This is a genomic window from Rhodomicrobium vannielii ATCC 17100 (assembly GCF_000166055.1).
In the GTDB taxonomy this organism is placed as follows: domain Bacteria; phylum Pseudomonadota; class Alphaproteobacteria; order Rhizobiales; family Rhodomicrobiaceae; genus Rhodomicrobium; species Rhodomicrobium vannielii.
The window spans coordinates 2116422-2133608 of the sequence record NC_014664.1; the positions used below are offsets into that span (position 1 = coordinate 2116422).

The 17187-nt window shown below is 64.2% G+C and carries 18 protein-coding genes; 11 read left to right on the forward strand and 7 right to left on the reverse strand.

Annotation, left to right across the window (positions count from 1 at the left end):
* The first annotated feature begins 53 nt into the window (after window positions 1-53).
* Complete coding sequence (locus RVAN_RS09720) at window positions 54-308, forward strand: zinc-finger domain-containing protein (RefSeq protein WP_013419557.1); 255 nt, start codon at window positions 54-56, stop codon at window positions 306-308.
* Entirely contained in the window at window positions 305-1471 is a 1167-nt protein-coding gene (locus RVAN_RS09725; RefSeq protein ID WP_013419558.1) for an FAD-dependent monooxygenase, read from the forward strand. Before RVAN_RS09720 ends, RVAN_RS09725 begins: the two co-directional genes overlap by 4 nt.
* Window positions 1472-1560: 89 nt before the next feature.
* Here RVAN_RS09725 and RVAN_RS09730 read toward each other — a convergent pair whose 3' ends face one another.
* Entirely contained in the window at window positions 1561-1800 is a 240-nt protein-coding gene (locus RVAN_RS09730) for a hypothetical protein (RefSeq protein WP_013419559.1), read from the reverse strand.
* A gap of 402 nt (window positions 1801-2202) precedes the next feature.
* Between RVAN_RS09730 and RVAN_RS09735 the strand changes: the two genes are divergently transcribed.
* Together RVAN_RS09735 and RVAN_RS09740 are read left to right on the forward strand one after the other, a co-directional pair.
* Window positions 2203-2475, forward strand: coding sequence for a DUF6460 domain-containing protein (locus RVAN_RS09735; RefSeq protein WP_049779611.1), 273 nt, complete (start codon window positions 2203-2205; stop codon window positions 2473-2475).
* A gap of 10 nt (window positions 2476-2485) precedes the next feature.
* A complete protein-coding gene (locus RVAN_RS09740; protein ID WP_013419561.1) occupies window positions 2486-3850 on the forward strand; it encodes an MATE family efflux transporter in 1365 nt (454 codons plus the stop codon).
* Window positions 3851-3867: 17 nt separating this feature from the next.
* On the opposite strand, the gene RVAN_RS09745 is transcribed toward RVAN_RS09740, so the two are convergent.
* A complete protein-coding gene (locus tag RVAN_RS09745; RefSeq protein WP_013419562.1) occupies window positions 3868-6588 on the reverse strand; it encodes a hypothetical protein in 2721 nt (906 codons plus the stop codon).
* A 206-nt stretch (window positions 6589-6794) separates the two neighbouring features.
* Between RVAN_RS09745 and RVAN_RS09750 the strand changes: the two genes are divergently transcribed.
* The 7 genes from RVAN_RS09750 (at window position 6795) to RVAN_RS09780 (ending at window position 13914) form a co-directional block, all read left to right on the forward strand.
* Window positions 6795-7739: a DnaJ C-terminal domain-containing protein gene (locus tag RVAN_RS09750; RefSeq protein WP_013419563.1), complete on the forward strand. Its 945-nt coding sequence runs from the start codon at window positions 6795-6797 to the stop codon at window positions 7737-7739.
* Between the two features lies 1 nt (window position 7740).
* Window positions 7741-8076: a hypothetical protein gene (locus RVAN_RS09755; RefSeq protein ID WP_013419564.1), complete on the forward strand. Its 336-nt coding sequence runs from the start codon at window positions 7741-7743 to the stop codon at window positions 8074-8076.
* Between the two features lie 112 nt (window positions 8077-8188).
* Window positions 8189-9361, forward strand: a complete 1173-nt coding sequence (locus RVAN_RS09760; protein ID WP_013419565.1) for an FAD-dependent oxidoreductase — start codon at window positions 8189-8191, stop codon at window positions 9359-9361.
* Between the two features lie 60 nt (window positions 9362-9421).
* Complete coding sequence (locus RVAN_RS09765; protein ID WP_013419566.1) at window positions 9422-10399, forward strand: radical SAM protein; 978 nt, start codon at window positions 9422-9424, stop codon at window positions 10397-10399.
* Window positions 10399-11163 carry a TVP38/TMEM64 family protein gene (locus tag RVAN_RS09770; RefSeq protein ID WP_013419567.1) on the forward strand — a complete coding sequence of 255 codons (765 nt, stop codon included), beginning with the start codon at window positions 10399-10401 and terminating at the stop codon, window positions 11161-11163. Before RVAN_RS09765 ends, RVAN_RS09770 begins: the two co-directional genes overlap by 1 nt.
* Window positions 11164-11239: 76 nt before the next feature.
* Entirely contained in the window at window positions 11240-13069 is a 1830-nt protein-coding gene (gene typA / locus RVAN_RS09775) for a translational GTPase TypA (protein ID WP_013419568.1), read from the forward strand.
* 206 nt (window positions 13070-13275) lie between these two features.
* Complete coding sequence (locus tag RVAN_RS09780) at window positions 13276-13914, forward strand: hypothetical protein (protein ID WP_013419569.1); 639 nt, start codon at window positions 13276-13278, stop codon at window positions 13912-13914.
* 31 nt (window positions 13915-13945) lie between these two features.
* Here the strand turns inward: RVAN_RS09780 and RVAN_RS09785 are convergent, their stop codons facing one another.
* The 5 genes from RVAN_RS09785 to RVAN_RS09805 form a co-directional block, all read right to left on the reverse strand.
* A complete protein-coding gene (locus tag RVAN_RS09785) occupies window positions 13946-14386 on the reverse strand; it encodes an ArsC/Spx/MgsR family protein (protein WP_013419570.1) in 441 nt (146 codons plus the stop codon).
* A 5-nt stretch (window positions 14387-14391) separates the two neighbouring features.
* On the reverse strand, window positions 14392-15276 hold the full coding sequence (locus tag RVAN_RS09790) for a xanthine dehydrogenase (protein ID WP_245257972.1): 885 nt from the start codon (window positions 15274-15276) through the stop codon (window positions 14392-14394).
* Window positions 15277-15349: 73 nt separating this feature from the next.
* Window positions 15350-15940, reverse strand: coding sequence for a hypothetical protein (locus RVAN_RS09795; RefSeq protein ID WP_013419572.1), 591 nt, complete (start codon window positions 15938-15940; stop codon window positions 15350-15352).
* A 2-nt stretch (window positions 15941-15942) separates the two neighbouring features.
* Window positions 15943-16323, reverse strand: coding sequence for a group II truncated hemoglobin (locus RVAN_RS09800; RefSeq protein WP_013419573.1), 381 nt, complete (start codon window positions 16321-16323; stop codon window positions 15943-15945).
* A gap of 138 nt (window positions 16324-16461) precedes the next feature.
* Complete coding sequence (locus tag RVAN_RS09805; protein WP_013419574.1) at window positions 16462-16911, reverse strand: response regulator; 450 nt, start codon at window positions 16909-16911, stop codon at window positions 16462-16464.
* Window positions 16912-17187: the final 276 nt, after the last annotated feature.

The window sequence follows — 17187 nt, forward strand, 5'->3', positions numbered from 1 at the left end:
AAGCCTTGTTCTTTTGAGTATCGTGCGGCCCGCGCAGCAGACAGGCGGTTTTGATGGCGAAAATTGGAGTACCGCATTTCCATAACGACATCGGAGTCGAAAAAATCCATATCGGTGTGAAAGAGTTTCAGTGCGTGGGCGCGCGACCGCCCGTCGACCATCCTCACGTTTACCTCGATATGGGCGCGGACGATCAGATCGTGTGCCCCTACTGCTCCACCCTCTTCATCTACGATGCGAATTTGCGGCCCGATCAAACGGACCCACCCTATTGCCTATTCGAGCCACAGGAGGCTGACGCGCGATGACGAACAGCGCACAAAAAGAAAAAATCGCGATTGCCGGCGCTGGCATCGCAGGTTTGAGCGCGGCCATCGCTCTCAGGCTCGCCGGTCACCCGGTCGACATCTTCGAGGCGGAACCGAAGCTTCAACCCTTCGGCGCTGGCATCCAGATCGGCCCGAACGCCACCCGCATCCTCGAAAGCTGGAATGTCGCGCTCCTCGGCACGGCCTGCGAGCCCGAGAACATCGAGATTCACAACGCCCGCACGGGATCGTTGCTCAACACGGTCCCGCTCCGTGAAGCGGCCCGCGCCCGCTATGGCGCGCCCTATGTGACGGTGCTGCGGAAGGATTTGCAGAACGCGCTCCTTTCCCGCGCCCGTGACCTCGGCGCGGTTCCGAAATATTCCTCGCCCGTGACGGGTGCCGAGATGACGAAGGACGGCTTCCAGGTCACCGCCGGCGGCCGACCCTACACGCTCGACGCTCTCATCGGCGCGGACGGCATCGGGTCAGCAGTGCGCAAATTCGCCTGGGGCAAGAAGCAGCCTGTCTCCGCGAACGCGGTGGCGTGGCGCGCGATCCTGCCCATCACGGCTGTGCCTGAAGCGGCCCGCAAGAATATCGGCGTGTGGATGGCCACGGGCGGCCACTTCGTCCATTACCCGGTCTCGGGCGGCTCGTCGCTGAACGGCGTGCTCGTCCTCGACGACGATTATCGCAACGACGGCGAGCCGGATCGCAACGACCCGCTGCCCTACCTTTTGCACCGGCTCGAAGGCTGGGCGCCTCAGGTCCGCGAGACGGTGTCGTCAACCAAGGCCTGGCTCCCGTGGCAGTTGCGCGGCCTCGAAAAGTGGGACGGCGGTCATGGGCGCGTCCAGTGTATCGGCGATGCATGGCATGCGATGCGGCCGTATCTCGCGTCCGGCGGCGTCATGGCTATTGAGGACGGAGCTGCACTGGCATCCGTTCTCTCGGGCAAAGGGTCCATCGAAGCGAAGCTCGCCCGCTTCCGCGAGAAGCGCGCGGCTCGGGTGTGGCAGGTGGCCGAACGATCGGCGCTTATCGGCCGTATCTATCATGTCGCGCAGCCGTTCGATGTCGTCCGCGATCTGGCCATCAAGAAGTCTTCGCCCGCGAAGCTGCTTGAGCGGAACGACTGGCTTTACAACACCCGCGTCTAGCTTTGGCTCGGGACAAAAAAAAGATCGGGATCGCCTCCAGGGGCGGTCCTCGATCTTGATGAAAGGATCGTCCAAGCGTCGCTTGATTATTACGTCAAGCTTTGCTCGATCGATTGGAAGCTTGGACGCGCGGCCATGTGATCGCTCTGACCGCTCAGGCTCATGAGTCTTTCCTTGCCCTTGCGGCTGGTTAGCCAGCGAGCAGCGTCTTCCTCGGTGTGAAAGCAGTAGGGCAGGACGTGCACGCGATCGAACCCGGCGGGAACCAACAGTTCGAAAGTGCCGTCGTCAGCTTCTCTGAGATAAGGTTTCGGGGCCATCGTAGCCATCGTTTCTCGTTGCCTTAACTGATCAGGACATACTCCTGTAAACAAAGGGCAAACAAAGCGAACTCGCCGATGTTCCCGCCTGCGCCGATGTGTGCCACTTTTTTGCGCTCGTCGCCGAACTGCCAATAAACAAAGCACCGGCGCGGCCTTTCACAGCGAGACGCCCTCACGAAGGCGGCTCGAGAAGTTGCGGGGGATGCCACGCCTTCTATGGGGCGGACGGCGATGCGCGGCGGCGACCTCCAATCGCGAGACGACCATCTCGCCAGTAGCGAAATTCGCTTTTCGTTTCCCGCGGCGCCCGCTATCGATATTGGCGTTCGTCAACGACCGGATCGAGCTTGCGAGCTTGATCGCGTCTCAACCACGGCGCTCATCGCGCAAGAGCGAGTGCAGGCTTCCATGGAACGCTTTTTTGGCGGCAGCCCCGCAACCGTCATTCTGAAGCTCGCGATCGCTTCGCTCATCATCGGCATCACGCTGTCGTTCTTCGGCCTCGATCCGGCGAACATCTACGATGCGATGCTGCGTCTTGGCGACTGGATCTCCTCGCTTGGCCTCGACACGCTGAAACAGGTTGTGCGTTACATCGCGCTCGGGGCGGTGATCGTGGTGCCGATCTGGATACTCGTGCGCGTGTTGAGCCTGCTCGGCTCGGATCGCCGGAGCAAATAGGACGACCGCCGTGACGGCATCAAGCGCACCCGGCGGGGCGTTGAGCAATCGCGACGTGCTCAAGATCGCAATCCCGCTGATCCTCTCCAACGCAACCGTGCCGCTCGTCGGCATCGCCGACACCGCCGTGATGGGCCGCCTCGACAATCCGGCGCTCATCGGCGGCGTGGCGTTGGGCGCGACGCTTTTCGCGATGATGTTCTGGGCATTCGGCTTCCTGCGCATGGGCACGACGGGGCTGACCGCGCAGGCCGTCGGGGCGGGCGAGAGCCGGGAGGTGGCCGCCAATCTATGGCGCGCGCTCGTCATCGCGGGCGTGGCGGGATTGGCATTGTTCGCGCTGCATGGGCCCTTGATTGCGTTCATCCTGAAATTCGTGGGCGGCAGCGCGGCGGTCGAAACCGCCACCGCCGACTATTTCAGCGCGCGTATCCTCGCGGCACCCGCCACGCTCGCGAATTACGCTTTCGTCGGCTGGTTCATCGGCCTGTCGCGGGCGAACCTCGCGCTTGCGCTGCAATTGTTCCTCAACGCCGTGAACATCGCGCTCGCGGTCACGTTCGTGCTGTACTTCGGCATGGGCGTGAAAGGCGCGGGGCTTGCGGCTGCCTGCGCGGACTACGCCGCCGTGGCCGTGGGGCTCGTCATCGCGCGCCGCATACTCATTGCGCGGGGAAGCGCGAGCGCGCGGATTTTCGAGCGCCGCGCCTTCCGCAAGCTCCTCGCGGTGAACGGCGACATCATGATCCGCACCTTGTGCCTGATGTTCGCGCTCACTTTCTTCGCGGCGCAAGGGGCGCGGCTCGGCGATGTGGCGCTCGCAGCAAACGCTGTGCTTCGCGGGCTTATCGATCTGTCGGCCTATGTGCTCGACGGCTTCGCTTTCGCGGCGGAAGTGCTCGTGGGCCAAGCCATCGGCGCGGGCGATCCGGCGCGGTTCCGGCGAGGTGTCCGGCTGTCGAGCATATGGGCGGCTGCGCTTGCGGCATCCGTCAGCGCGATGTTCTTCGTCGGAGGCGGCGCGATGATCGACCTCATGACGACGACGCAGGCCGTGCGCGACGCCGCTTACGAATATCTGCCGTGGGCCGCCGCCGCGCCGCTGTTCGGCTTCGCGTGCTTCCAGCTCGACGGCATCTTCATCGGCGCGACCCGCACAGCCGACATGCGCAACATGATGATCGTCGCGCTGGCCATCTATCTCGCGGCGTGGGCTGTGCTAATGCCCGCTTACGGTAATCACGGGCTTTGGGCGTCGCTCATGGTCTTCTTCGCGGCACGCGCGCTGACGCTCGGCGCGCGGTTTCCAGCGCTGGCCCGTGCGGTCGCGTCGGATGAGCCGCGCGCTTCGTCGGAGGCAGCCGTCCGCGCCTGATTGTGAATCCGTCTGCTCTACGGCCGCAGGAACGCCTTCGCCTGCTCGGTGAGATAGGCGAACGCCCGCGCGCGCTTCACGTCGTCCTGAAGCACGGACGGCAGCACGCCATAAAGCGCGATCTTGTCGGTGTGCGAGCCGGGCATGCGGCACACATAGACGCCTTCCGGGGCGCTGGGTGCGGGCCTGATGCGGGACACGTGGAGCATGCTGCGCGCGGCGTCTTCGCTCCAGATTTCCAGCGCGAACGTGCGCCTCGCGAGGCGCAGCCATTTTGGCGCGCCGAACGGGTCCGCGTCACGGCTCACCGGCTCCTGGCAGAAATAGCTGCCCTTCTCGTCCTTTACATCGCCGGTGACGACCAGCAGCGTTTCCTGCTTCACGCCGGAGCGGGTGACGACCCCGGCCTGCGCGCGGATGACGTCGAGCGCGGTGTCGAGATAATATCGCTCAAGCGAACCCGGCTCGAAAATCGCTTCGGGTGCGGGGTTGACGTGCGAGGCAGCAATCAACTCACGCAGGAAGTCGTTGCGCGCGCTCCCATCGGCCAGCGGTGTCGCGCCGTCTTTGACCTCAACTTTCTTGGTGTCGAGGTTCACGCCCGCCTGCGCGCGCGCCAGCACCTTCTTTTCATAGCGCGCCGACGACACGGTGCGCACCAGATCGAAAACATCCGTCCACGTTGCTTCCACCGCGACCGCGCCGATGGACTCGGCAAGCTTCGAGTCGGCCGATAGCACCGTGATGAACGTGGACCCGACACGCTGCAACGATCGCGTGATCGTGCCGTCGCGGATTTCCTGCGCGGTGACGAGGGGCCGCGCTTCGAGTTCGCACATGGGTGCGCTCGGCCCGTTCAGGATGATGGCGGCGGCGCCCGCTTCGGCCGTGCTGATGAGAAGCTCGCCCGCATCGACGGCGGGAGGCAGGCGCAGGCGGTAGGCGCTGCCGTCGCTGACGGTGAAGGGCAGTCCGCGCGGGCGCTGCTGCGGCTGAAATTTGGGCCAGCCCTCGCCGATGCGTCGGTTCATGGATACGTCGAGCGCGAGATCGCAGCCGCGAACCGGTTCGCCCGTCGCGCCCGTGATCCTTATGGCAAGGTCGGCGGCGCGCACGAAGAGCGGCTCGACCGTCACCACAACGCGCTGTCCCTCGGTCTTCACGTCGCCGATGCGGAAGTGCGGCATCTGCATTTCCAGATAGGCGGGGTCTTGCACGCGCTTGAAGGAGGCTTCCGGCAGGTCGGCGACGAGGCCGACAGGCGTCGGCGTCAGGATCTTGCCGTCGATGCTGATGCTTCCCTCGGCGCGAAGCACGTCTTCCGCCGGGAACAACTCGCCCGACTGACGCCGGAACACCAGCGTGAGGCGGCGCGCAGTTGCGGCGGCTTGGGGCGTCGGCGCGGGGACGTCGGCGGGAGGTGCGGCGGACGGTGGTGAGCTTTCGGTTGGCTTGTCATCGGAAGCAGGCGGCGGCGCTTCATGCTGTTGCGGCGCAGGCAGAGCGGGCGGCGCAGGCGTGGGAGCAGCGGGAGCCTGCGGAGCGGCTTGAGGTGTTTGCGGCGCAGCGGTGGCGCGCTCTTCCTCGCCGTAGGGAGACGACTGCGGCGCAGGCAGCGCCTCGGGTGGCGCGGCTTTTTCGGCCTCGGCTGAAGGCGCGGGTGTGTCTTGAGGCGCGGGCTTGCCAACCTCCGGCGGAGCAACAGGCTCGGGCGCGGGCTTCGTGTCAGCGGGTTTGGCGTCGGCAGGCGAAGACGGTGCGGGCGTCGGGCGCGCGGTGTCGGCCTTCGGCGCGGGCGCTTGCTGTTGTGGCGCGGGCGGCGTCTTAGGCGGCGGTATGATGAGCGACGGCGTCGGCGGCGGGGCGACCGGCGCTGGCTGGGAAAGCGCGGGCGGCAGTTCGCGACGCGGCTCCTCCGTTGGCGCGGGCGGCAGCGAAGGCGCGGGCTTATCCTTCGCTTCGGGCTGCCTCTTCGGTTCCGGCTTCGGTTCTGGCTTCGGCTCGACCGGCTTTTCAGGCTTGGAAGGCGTGTTGATCGGCGGCGGCGCTTTCAGCGGCTTTTCCGGCTCGACGGTTCGAGGCTGCTCGACGCGCGCCGTCGCGGTCTGTCTCGACAGCACGAGGTCGTTCACAAGCGACGCGCCAAGCGTCACCGAGTCGGGCGGGCAAGAACTCTGGCAGACGAGCAGCGCCGGCACTCCGCACAGGAAGAAGGGGCGGATCTCGTCGAACCGCGAGCCGCCACGCTTCAGGCGGAAGCTTACATCGGCGAAACTCGTGTCGAAGTCGAGGAGCTTCGACGGCGCGAACGCGACCATCTCCGCGTCCTCCTTCAGATCCTCCAGCGACGCGCCCTGGCGTCCCACGAAGAAGACCGGCACCTTCATCGGCGATTGCTGGGCGCCGTCGCGCGCGAGAACGCAGGTGCGCGGAGCCCGGCTTGTGAAAACGCCGATGCGATCCGATACGTCGAGATAGAGAGCGAACGGTTTGTGATAGGTGCTCCGTCCGGCGGACGACGGGAAAAACGGCATTGCCTCCGCAGGCTCGCCGAAAGGTTCGAGAAGGAAGCGGCGCGATTGGAGGTCGTGGCCGATGATAAGCGTGTTTTGCGGCCACTTCGTGCAGGCATTCGAAAGCCAGTCCGCAGCCGCCGGGGCAGAGCAGATTGCAGGCGCGAGACCGGCCAGAAGGGCCAGCGCGCTGAAAACGCGTCGATAAACGGGCGGTGCGGGCATGCAGTGGAAGCGGGCCGGATGGTTGATGCGCGCAATTTACCTCGAATTGCACAGTTTCGCAAAAGCACGCGCTCCGCATCGTTAATTGAGTGTCTCTTTCCACTCGGGCGGGGACAAGAACCTTCGCAGCCGTGGAAACGAAGTCTTGTCTTGGCGCATGTTACGGCTAAATGAATGGCGAGGTTTTAGGACATCCCACAGCGATCATGGCTGACCCATATACAATTCTCGGCGTCTCCAAAACGGCGACCGACGACGAAATCCGCAAGGCATATAAATCCCTCGCGAAGAAGAACCATCCGGACCTGAACCCGGGCGACAAGGAAGCGGAGGCGCGCTTCAAGGATATTTCCGCCGCGCACACATTCCTCAGCGACAAGGAAAAGCGCCGCGCCTATGACGCGGGCGAAATCGACGAGCAGGGCCAGGAAAAGCCGCAGCGGCGCTATTACCGCGACTACGCGGATACGGGCGCGGGCGAACGCTATTACACGAGCCCCGAAGGCGGGTTCGAGGGCTTCGGCGGTTCGGGCGACTTCAGCGATCTTTTCGGCGACATCCTGCGCCGCCGTGACGCGGGCACCGGAACGGGCGCGGGTACCGGACCGGGCGGCGCTCAGTTCCGCATGCGCGGCGGCGACGCCCATTACGCGCTGCCGGTCGACTTCCTCGAAGCGGTCAACGGCGCGAAAAAGCGCGTCGACATGCCCGACGGCAAGACGCTCGACATCACCATCCCGGCAGGCGTGGAGGAAGGCCAGACGCTGCGCCTGAAAGGGCAGGGTATGCCCGGCATCGGCGGCGGCCCCGCTGGCGATGCGCTCATCACCGTGAGCGTTTTGCCGCACCCCGTTTTCCGGCGCGAAGGTCAGGACATCAAATCCGTGCTGCCGGTTACGCTGGGCGAAGCGCTGGCGGGCGGTTCCGTCCCGGTCGAGACCGTCACCGGGCCGGTGAACGTCAAGATCCCGAAAAACTCGAACACCGGGCGCGTGCTGCGTCTGCGTGGCAAGGGCGTGCAGGGCAAGGCGAAGGGCGACCATCTCGTGGAGCTTCAGGTGGTGTTGCCGCCCGAGCCGGACGCGGCGCTCGAAGACTTCGTGACGGCTTGGGAGCGCGACCATCCCTATAATCCGAGGCAGGGAGGCTAACATGATGATCGGCGAAACCGAGATTGTCGCCCGCTTCAGGCTCGACGAAAAGGTTCTCCAACGGTGGATCGCCGCCGGCTGGGTGAAGCCGAGGCGCGGCCCGGAGGGCTTCCTGTTCGACGAAACCGACGTCGCGCGCACGCATTTTCTGTGCGACCTCAGCTACGACATGGACCTCGGCGACGAGGAGATGACCATGGTGCTGTCGCTGGTCGATCAGCTTCACGGCGCGCGCGCGCTGCTTCGAGCGATGACCGAGGCCGTCCACCGCCAACCCGACCCCGTCCGCGAAGCGATCCTGACACACGTCCGCGTCGTCGTGACCCCGCGCGATTGATCGCGGCAACGCGCCGCCTCGCAAGACGGCGATCCGCGTTCATTTTCTTGACGCGCAGCAAAGCGCTCGCTTTATGCTCGGCGCGAGCAGAAGCAAGTAGCAGGGTGAGCGCGTGGCGCCGACAATGAAGGACATCGTGCTGGTCGGGGCTGGCCTCGCGCACGCCAATACGTTGCGCGCGATCTGCAAGAGCGTGCATGACCATGCCCGTCTCACCGTCGTCACCCGTCACCCGCGAACGCCCTATTCCGCGATGTTGCCCGGCCTCATGGCAGGCATCTATTCGAGCGACGATATCCATATCGACGTCGCCGCGCTGTGCCGGTTCGCGGGCGCGAAGCTCGTCGTTGGCGAGGTGTCCGGTATCGACCTCGACGCACGCCGCGTGTTCTGCGAAGGCCGCGATCCGATCCCGTTCGACATCCTGTCCATCGACACCGGCTCGACACCGAACACGCACGACGTGCCCGGCGCGGGCGCGCACGCCGTCGCGATCAAGCCGGTGGACAAGTTTCTCGCGGGCTTCGAGGCGGCGCGGGCGCGGCTTCTGCAACGAGGCGCGGCGAAGTTCGTGGTGGTGGGCGGCGGCGCGAGCGGCGTGGAACTCATCTGCACCATGGAGCGCGTGCTCCGCGCCGATCTGCAACGCGAGGGGCGCGACCCCGCAGCCGTCACCTTCACGCTGCTGACGCGCAAGGCGGCGATCCTCGACATGTTCTCGCGCGGGCTTGGTGCGCGCTTCGAGAAAATCCTGGCGGCGCGCGGCATCGAAGTCATCACCGGCAAGAATGCGCGCCGGGTTGAGGCGAACGCGGTTATCACGGATTGCGCGGCGGTCGTGCCCTATGACGAGCTGTTCTGGACGGTCGAAGCCTCCGCCGCGTCTTGGCTCGGCGATACCGGCCTCGCGCTGGACGAGCGCGGCTTTATCGAGGTTCAGCCCACCATGGAAAGCACGTCGCATGCCGACGTCTTTGCGGCGGGGGACGTGGCGTCGTTCATCGGCCGCACTGTTCCGAAGGCGGGTATCTATGCCGTGCGCCAAAGCGTGGTGCTGGCCGAAAACCTTCGCGCAGCAGCCGAGCGAGCGCCGCTCAAACCCTTCATTCCGCAAAAGCACTATCTTCAGCTCATCACCGCAGGCGAACACTACGCGGTCGGCGCGCGCGGGGGCCTCAGCTTCGAGGGCCGTTGGGTCTGGCACCTCAAGGTCCGCATCGACCGGGGCTTCGTCGCCGGGTTCAAAAAACTTGCTCCAATGGCGGAAATGGTCAAGTCGGCGTGAAATCGCTTGGCGGGGCGTCCGCCGCATCCCTTATCCGCATGTGAATCATACGGAGCCCCAATGCATCAGGCCGCATCCGCATCGAACAGCCGACAATCGAGCGCGACGGAGAAGTTCGCCGATCCCGTCTGGACCGCGAAGGGCGAGCGGCGTGCCTCGGTGCCGCTGACGCGCCTCGATACGGTGTGGTTCAACACCGGGACGCTGTGCAACATCGCCTGCGAGCATTGCTACATCGAAAGCTCGCCCAAGAACGACCGGCTCGCCTGGCTGACCCTTGCCGACGCGGTGCCCTTTCTCGAAGAGATGGCGCGCCTGCCGCTTCCGGTTTCGCTCGTCGGATTCACTGGCGGCGAACCGTTCATGAATGCAGACTTCATCGCCATCCTTGAGGAGACGCTCGCGCGCGGCTTTGAAACGCTGACACTCACCAACGCGCTGAAGCCCATGGAACACCACAAGGCCGACATCGCGCGCCTCGCGGCGGTCCACGGTCCGCGCCTTCGCATGCGCGTGTCGCTCGACGATTTCCGCGACGGCGTGCACGACCGCGAGCGCGGCGGCGCGACCTTCGCCCGCGCGCTCGACTGGCTGGAATGGCTGTGGAACGCGGGCGTTCGCGTGGAGATCGCTGCGCGGTCGCTTCAGGGCGACGACGAGCATTCGCTCCGGCGCGGCTTCGCGGCGCTGTTCGCTAAGCGCCGCATCGTGCTCGACTGCGACGACCCGCAGGTGCTCGTGCTCTTGCCCGAAATGCGCACCGATGTTTCGCCGCCCGAAATCACCGAAGCCTGCTGGGGCATCCTTCGCAAGACACCAGACGACGTAATGTGCTCGAACGCGCGCATGATCGTGAAGCGCAAAGGCGCGGCGCGGCCCGCTGTCGTCGCGTGCACGCTGCTGCCGTATGACGAGCGATTTGAACTCGGCGCAACGCTCGACGAAGCGGCCCGCGCGGTACCGCTCGTGCATCCGTGGTGCGCGACGTTCTGCGTGCTCGGCGGCGGCTCCTGCGGCTCGGCGCGGGCCGCTGGCTGATGCGCGCTCGACTGAAAAACCCGCTGTTCTGGCTCGCACTCGTGGCAATCGGCCTTGCGATCACGGTGCATGTCATCGGCTGGCCGAGCTTTCTTACCTTCTCGCATCTGAAAGCGCACCGGCAGGAGATACTGGCCTTCGTCGCAGAGCATTACGCGCTATCCGCCGCCGCGTATGTCGCGCTTTACATTTTCGTGGTGGCGATGTCGCTGCCGTCTGCCGTGCTGCTGACACTCACCGGCGGCTTCCTGTTCGGCGCGGTTGCGGGCACGATCCTGACCGTGGTCGGAGCGACGGCGGGCGCGGCGCTCGTCTTTCTTCTGGCGCGGGCGCTGGCGGGCGACACGCTCATCGATCGCTTCGGCGCGACGGGCCAAAAGCTCGTGCGCGAGATCCGCGCGAACGCCTGGTCCTATCTGCTCGTGCTGCGCCTCGTGCCGCTGTTCCCGTTTTTCCTCGTGAATATCGTGCCTGCCTTTGCGGGCGTGCGCTTATCCACCTTCGTGCTGACGACGTTCTTCGGCATCATGCCGGGCACGGCGGTTTATTCGATGTCCGGCGCGGGTCTCGGCTCGATCCTCGACCGGGGCGAAACGATCTCGTTCAGCGCCATCATGACGCCCGAAATCCTCGGCGCGCTCATCGGACTTGCTGGCCTGAGCCTCGCCATGATCCCGATAAGGCGCAGATTTTCAAGGGCAGCCGAAGACAAGCAGGCACGGGAGGCGGGTGAAACACAGCCCGTTCGCGAGCATTCTCATTGACGTGGGCGTGCCTTTGCCGCACATCTAGCCCCAAATCTCGCATTGCAACACGACGGAAAGAAAGGCGCGGCTCGGCATGGACTTGCGCAACATCGCCATTATTGCCCACGTTGACCATGGCAAGACGACGCTTATCGACGTGCTTCTGAAGCAATCCGGTTCGTTTCGCGATAATCAGCGCGTCGCCGAACGAGCGATGGACTCGAACGACCTCGAACGCGAACGCGGCATCACGATCCTCGCGAAGGTGACCTCCATCAACTGGAAGGACACGCGCATCAACATCGTGGACACGCCCGGCCACGCCGACTTCGGCGGCGAGGTGGAGCGTATCCTGAACATGGTGGATGGCGCGATCGTGCTGGTGGACGCGGCCGAAGGCCCGATGCCGCAGACGAAATTCGTGGTGTCGAAAGCGCTGAAGATCGGCCTTCGCCCCATCGTCGCAATCAACAAGATCGACAAGCCTGAAGAGCGCCATGTCGAAGTCGTGAACGAAGTGTTCGACCTGTTCGCGAACCTCGACGCGACAGAAGAACAGCTTGAATTCCCGATTCTCTACGGCTCCGCGAAGCAGGGCTGGATGGCCGTCGATCCGCATGGCCCGAAGGAAAGCATGGCCCCGCTGTTCGACCTCGTGCTGAAGCATTTTTCACCGCCCAAGGCCGATGGCGGTCCGTTCCGCATGCTGGCGACCACCATCGAAGCCGATCCTTTCCTTGGCCGCATCCTCACCGGCCGCGTGTCGAACGGCGTCGTAAAGCCCAATCAGGCCATCAAGGCCCTGTCACGCGACGGCAAGGTGATCGAGCAGGGCCGCATCTCCAAGGTGCTAGGCTTTCGCGGCCTTGAGCGCACGCCCATCGACGAGGGCACGGCGGGCGACATCATCGCCATCTCGGGCCTGACCAAGGCCACCGTGGCCGACACGATTTGCGATATGTCCGAGACGCACCCGATCGAAGCGCAGCCCATCGACCCGCCGACGCTGACCATGACCTTCCGCATTAATGACGGGCCGTTCGCCGGTCTTGAAGGCGACAAGGTGCAGAGCCGCGTGATCCGCGAGCGTCTGTTTCGCGAGGCGGAAGGCAATGTGGCGCTGCGCATCGTCGAGACGCCGGACGCTGACGCCCTGGAGGTTTCCGGCCGTGGCGAACTCCAGCTTGGCATTCTGATCGAGACGATGCGCCGCGAAGGCTTCGAACTGACGGTGTCGCGCCCTCGCGTGGTGTTTTCGACCGACCCGGAGACGGGCCAGCGACTTGAACCGGTCGAGGAAGTCATCATCGACGTCGACGAAGAGCACTCCGGCGCGGTCGTCTCCAAGCTGTCCGAGCGGCGCGGGGAGCTTATCGACATGCGGCCTTCGGGCGGCGGGCGTCAGCGGCTGACCTTCTACGTGCCGACGCGCGGCCTCATCGGCTATCAGGGCGAGCTTCTCACCGACACGCGCGGCACGGCCATCATGAACCGGCTGTTCCATAACTACATGCCGCACAAGGGCGACATTCAGGGGCGCCGCGCGGGCGTCCTCATCTCGAACAGCACGGGCGAGGCCGTCGCCTACGCGCTTTGGAACCTTGAAGATCGTGGGCCGATGATGATCGATCCGCAGACGAAGGTTTATCCCGGCATGATCGTCGGCGAGCACACCCGCGAAAACGATCTCGAAGTGAACGTCATCAAGGGCAAGCAGCTTACCAATATCCGCACGACGAGCAAGGACGAGGCGGTACGCCTGACGCCGCCGATCAGAATGCCGCTTGAAAAGGCGCTCGCCTATATTCAGGACGACGAACTCGTCGAGGTGACGCCGAAGTCGATCCGCCTGCGCAAGCGCTATCTCGATTCGAACGAGAGAAAGCGCATGGAGCGCTCGGCGTCGACGGCGACCACGAGCTGACCTTTCTTATCAGCTGCTAGACCCATGGAAGCGCCGCACGAGCGGCGCTTTTTTTGCGCGCCGCGCGATGATCGAACGAGCGCCAAGCCTCGCCCAAGACAATGTGATTTTTCCGTGTGCGGCATGATGCGCCACTGTCTCGGAGGGGCGCGCCGCGTCGTGCGTTGGCGACCACGGTGGCGAATCGCATCGCAAGGGGCAAGCGCATGAAAATCCTTTCCGGTCTGGCAGTCGGAGCGCTTGGCCTCGTGTCCCTCGTCCTCGCGGCGACCTTCATCCTGCCGTGGGCGGCGGGCTACGGCTATTCCGCGACGTTCTTTTACGCCTACGACTATGCTTGCCCCGGCAAAAGCGCACCACTGACGGAAGACAACTACCGCGTTTTTCTGCTGAATCGCGGATGCTCGCTCGATGATGCGGCGCAGGATCTCGCGCGCGAATATCGCAAGACGCCGGAGCGCGTGGTGGCGCTCTATCGCGGCGAAGCGCAGCCGCAAAGCGCGGACGAGGTGATGATGACCGACGCGATCCGCGCCGAGTTGAAACGCTCCTTCAAGCCGTTCGCTCCGGCCGCCAACTGCAAGCCGGGCGAGATTTGCAACGACGGCCTGTCGCCATTCTGGGGCGATGACGCGATCAGCCGCCTTTTCGCGAAAGCCGGAGACCTCTATCTCGGCAATGCGGTTCCGATGTTTTACGACGGCCTTGGAACGGGCGCGCAGCATATCGCAGCGGTGCTTGCCAGCGGGCCGCTTGCCAAGGGGCTGTTGTTTGTCGTCTACGCCATCGGCGCAGCGTTCCTGCTAAATTTTGTATGGGGGCTGTTGCGCAAGGCGATATCGTAAAACGATTGCCAGCCCGGCGTTGGGGCATGCGTCAATCGGGTGTCGAGCAATCGGGCTCGGGCTTGCCAGCAGCACGCGCCGTTTCCTGCACGCAGGTATCGGTGACGGGCGCCGCGGTGTAGATAAGCCCAATCCACGCGCGCACGCGCTCCGCGTCGAAACCCGCTTCGCGGCGGCCGTCCACTTCCATCAGCGGGCGCCGGATCAAAAGATGATCGGCGAGCATGAGCGCGATGGCTTCCTCGGGTTCAAGCGTCGCGGGCACGATCTCGCCGGACTTCACGCGCGGCGAAGACACGTTGAACCACTCCGCCACGGGGCGCGCGCCGAAAAAGCTCCTGATCCGCTCGCCGTCCCACGCTTCGTCGAGGATGCTGCGCACGTCGAGCGTATGGCCGCTTGCCTTGAGCAGCGCCTTCTGCCTCGCGTTGCCCGCGCAGCCGGGCTTCTCCCAGAAGATGACACGCGCCATGTTGCCTAGCCCGATTGCCGCGCGGAAAGCCGCTTCGCCGCATCGGTCTTCGCGGGGCGCGGCTGCCCGTAGGTCAGCGCCGTGATGATTGCCTGCGCGATGTCGCGCCCGCCTTTGTCGATGCCCTCCCAAGAGGCGCAACGGCCACGCGGATCGATTTCGAGAATTTTCGTGCCGGTAAGCACCTCCGTGCCGTCGCGGACGATGCCGCGCACGATGCCGTCGATCGGTGCCGTCACCGCCTCGCCGTTCAGGACGCCGACCGGAAAATTCTTGAAGACGCGCGTGCCGATTTCCACGGCGCAATGCCAGCGCCCCGCAGACCTCGCGAAGGCGAAGCGCTCCGTTCCGACGCCGCCGAGACGACGCTCCTTCGAGGCGGGCGCAGCGGTGCGGCCCGCAAAAAGTGTGATGCCGTTCTTCGTCGGCTGCGTCTCGATGGCGATGTCGCAATTCTCGCCGACGCTGAAGCCGGGGCCAACGCCAACGGTGATGCCGGCAAGATGGCGGATATCCGGCACGACGGCGCGATCCTGCATGCGGGCGTCGACAAGGAGATGCACGGTCGCCATGGGAATAAGATCGAGCAAGCCAAGCCGCGTGACGGCCACGCAATCGCCGCTGCCCAGCAGCATCGCGGTTGCAAGCGTCGTTTCAGCGTATTTGGCTTTGACGCCATCGAGTTCGGCGCAATCTCCAAACAGGGCGTCGTGAAAGGCCATCTGCCGCCTGATCACGGGCGGGTGCGAATCGTGAGAAAGGACGGCGCTCCAGCCTGCGCGATAAAGATCGACGGCGATGGCCGAGGCGATCTCGTTCGTACCGAGGATCACCGCGAAGGCCGAGCGGAAGCTGCGGGGCGATTGAGGGGGACGCGGCATTATGGTCATGATGGACCCCATGGCAGGGACCGGAGACGCAGCCTTCTCGGCCACGCTCTCCGGCGCACCTCTATGCCGCTTGTTAGACCGGACGGTGCTCGTACTTGTTGCGGACCGGCAGCATGATGCCGAGCCCTTCCTCGTATGTGATCTCCGGGTAGCTCTCGTCGAAGGAGGCGGCGGCGTCGGCGATCGAATCGAGCTTGCCGGCGGTGTCCTTCTTCTTCAGCGTCTGCTTGTCGAGATAGAGCAGGTCGAGGATCTCGGCGTAAACGCCCGCTTCGTCGATCGGCAGGATGTAGAACGTGATGCCGTTATAAGACGCGCGGAACTTTTTCGAGATGTCGATATTGTTGCAGTACAGGAAGTACTTGCCCGAGGGCGTGAACGCATCGCCCAGCGCGTCGGCGACGTCCTTCAGATACTCGAAAGAATGCAGGTATGTGGTGAAGAACGAGAGGGTCGTTTCGCCTTCCTGCGAGACAGCCATCACCTGATCGATCTTCAGCTCCGGCGGACGTGCTTCGTCGGCGAGCTTCGGCGCAAACTTCAGCGCGATGTCGCCGCGAAAACCGAAGCGGCCAGCCTTGTGGGTCGGCGCCTTCAGAATCGGGTTCATCAAACGCCCTTCGGCTTCAAGCTTCGCGAATCCCGTGTTGGTGATGTCCGTCATTCTTATTTTTCCTCGTCGTTGCGGAGATGATCCGCGAGTTGATAAAGCCGTTCTTCCAGTTCCGAGCGGATCTGTTCGTCAGTCACCACCGCGTGCAAGGCTTCCCGCATGCACTGCATCCAGGCGTCGCGCTCGGTCGCGCCGATGGGCATGGTGGCGTGGCGCGAAGCCAGGCCGGACTGCCCGAGCGGTGTTGCGATTCCCGCAGGCCGGTTGAGCCACTCGCTGAAGTAGCGTTTCATGACGCCCTTCGTTTGCGCGAGGTCTTCCCGATGCAGGTCGCGAACCGCGCGTGCCTCTGGCAACGCGTCCATCCGCTTGAAAAACTCTTCGATGATACGGTCAACGGTTTGAGAACCGCCGATCTTGTTCAAATAAGTCATAGTCAGGCCCGTCTATGTGTGGCGGAGGATAAGCAACCTTCATACCAAATCAATTTGGCAGGAGCATGGGTCACTTTTCAATGACTTATGTCACTTGCCATGGAGACATGTCGCAAGAACGACAGCGCGTGTCAGACTTCACACACCGGAACCAGTCCTTGGTATGCGCGGAAAGAGCTGCACCTTCGGCTTCGTGCTGAGGCGGCCGAGCAGGATGTCGGTCTGTCGCCGGACGGCCTCGATGGTCAGCGGATGAGCAATGATCGCGTGCGCTCCCGCACCCACCCAGGTTTTGGCGTCGCCGCTGTCCTTCTCTTCCACGACTATGGCGACTTTGGCGCCGGGCAAGCGATAGGCGATATCCTGAAGAACGGACAGCCCCTGCGCCTTCACAAGAGCGGCATCGACGAGCAGCAGATCCGGCTTCCATTCCGCACCCTTCTCGAAGGCCGCCTCGATGTCGCGCAACTCGTGCGTCTCGTTCCCGTCGGTCAGCATGAATGTCAGGATCGCACTCGTCACCTCGTCGCCCGATACGACGAAGACGCGCTTGTTATCCGTTCGCGATGTGTCGACGCCGATACGCATCGTGTCTTCTCCCTGCTGATGGCCGATGACGATAATCTATCGCAATCCTGCAATTTCCGCGCCCGTTCGCTTTCGGTGCCTGTCCGTTTTCATACACGCAGGCGCGGCGTGTCGGCTTTGAAACACGTCCGCGGAGCCGCCTTTTGCGACATTCTAACGTTAAGTCCTTTTTAGAACGGTTCTTTCGGGATTGGCACGCCGCTTGCTCTTAATGGGCTGCGGGCGAGGAACTGCCAGATGCTCCGCCCTTTCGAGGAGCAAAAGCCCCGCACCTGA